The sequence below is a fragment of the Caloramator proteoclasticus DSM 10124 genome, assembly GCF_900129265.1.
Taxonomy (GTDB): domain Bacteria; phylum Bacillota; class Clostridia; order Clostridiales; family Caloramatoraceae; genus Thermobrachium; species Thermobrachium proteoclasticum.
On the sequence record NZ_FQVG01000116.1, the window covers coordinates 1 to 1,144 of the forward strand.

3 protein-coding genes are annotated in these 1,144 nt (G+C 27.9%); 2 read left to right on the forward strand and 1 reads right to left on the reverse strand.

The genetic code is table 11. The features are described 5' to 3' along the window. The first annotated feature begins 177 nt into the window (after positions 1-177). Entirely contained in the window at positions 178-318 is a 141-nt protein-coding gene (locus BUB63_RS13755) for a hypothetical protein (RefSeq protein ID WP_156897881.1), read from the forward strand. A gap of 9 nt (positions 319-327) precedes the next feature. After that, positions 328-801 carry a DNA-3-methyladenine glycosylase family protein gene (locus BUB63_RS13135; protein WP_278299138.1) on the forward strand — a complete coding sequence of 158 codons (474 nt, stop codon included), beginning with the start codon at positions 328-330 and terminating at the stop codon, positions 799-801. Between the two features lie 89 nt (positions 802-890). Here the strand turns inward: BUB63_RS13135 and BUB63_RS14055 are convergent, their stop codons facing one another. After that, positions 891-1,013 carry a hypothetical protein gene (locus BUB63_RS14055; RefSeq protein WP_256379677.1) on the reverse strand — a complete coding sequence of 41 codons (123 nt, stop codon included), beginning with the start codon at positions 1,011-1,013 and terminating at the stop codon, positions 891-893. Positions 1,014-1,144: the final 131 nt, after the last annotated feature.

Below are 1,144 nucleotides of genomic sequence, written 5' to 3' on the forward strand. Positions count from 1 at the left end.
TAAACATAAAAGACCTCCGAAAAAATATTTATGCATATTTATTATACCATAATATTTTTTCGGAGGTCTCCCACCCAGGTGAAATGTGACATTATCCATTAATTGTTAGTAATATCTAAGCTTAGACACAATTCACTGGTATGTTAAAATTATATTACGTATTTAGGGAGTGATTAATTGAATAGTTTAATTTTAACTCAAGATAATCAGATTTTTATCAAAGTTATAAATAAAGATTTTAAAATAAAGGAACTGATAAAAGAAGTTGAAGAAATACAAATAAATCTTGATAAAAACTACTTTTTATCATTAGTTTAAAATATTGTAGTGCAACAATTATCAATGAAGGCAGCTTATTCTGTCTGTAATAAGCTATTAACTTTATTGGATGAGGTTAGATTCGATAACATACTTAAATGCCAAGAAGAAGCATCACGTTCTGTTGGGCTTTCTAAAAGTAAGGTTGTATATATTAAAGATCTTGCTCAAAAAATAAAAGATGGTGTGGTTAATATAGATAATATCGATAGTCTTACTGACGAAGAAATTATTAAAGAACTAATTAAGGTTAAAGGAATTGGTAAATGGACCGCGGAAATGTTTCTTATATTTTCACTCGGAAGAATGGATGTATTTTCTCTTCAAAATTTGGGTATAAAAAAAGCAGTTCAGGGGCTTTATATAATTCCTGAACTACCAAATAGAGAATTTCTCATAAATTTTAGTGATAATTTTAAGCCCTATAGAACTGTTGTTACTCTTTATCTTTGGGGCGGAACAAATAAAGTCATAATAAAGTGATGCAAATATATTAAGTTTAAATTAACTTTCTTCTCAAAACTAAAAACGTCCATAAAGACAAAATATATGGACGTTTTTGATAATAAAAGTTAGTCATCATTTTTTACTTCTTTTAGATTACTTTCAACCTTTTTTTCACCTTCTTTTTTCTTTCCTTTCTTTGCAGGTAAAGCTATATGTACGTTACCCTTAAGTCTTGTTTTTGATGCCATATATATCCCTCCTTAGTTTTATTTTGCATAATATGAATAATGTCACATTTCACCTGGGTGGGAGACCTCCGAAAAAATATTATGGTATAATAAATATGCATAAATATTTTTTCGGAGGTCTTTTATGTTTA

Excerpts from the sequence above, each read along its gene's own strand:
- BUB63_RS14055 (WP_256379677.1), bottom strand. The coding sequence starts at position 1,013 with ATGGCATCAAAAACAAGACTTAAGGGTAACGTACATATAGCTTTACCT.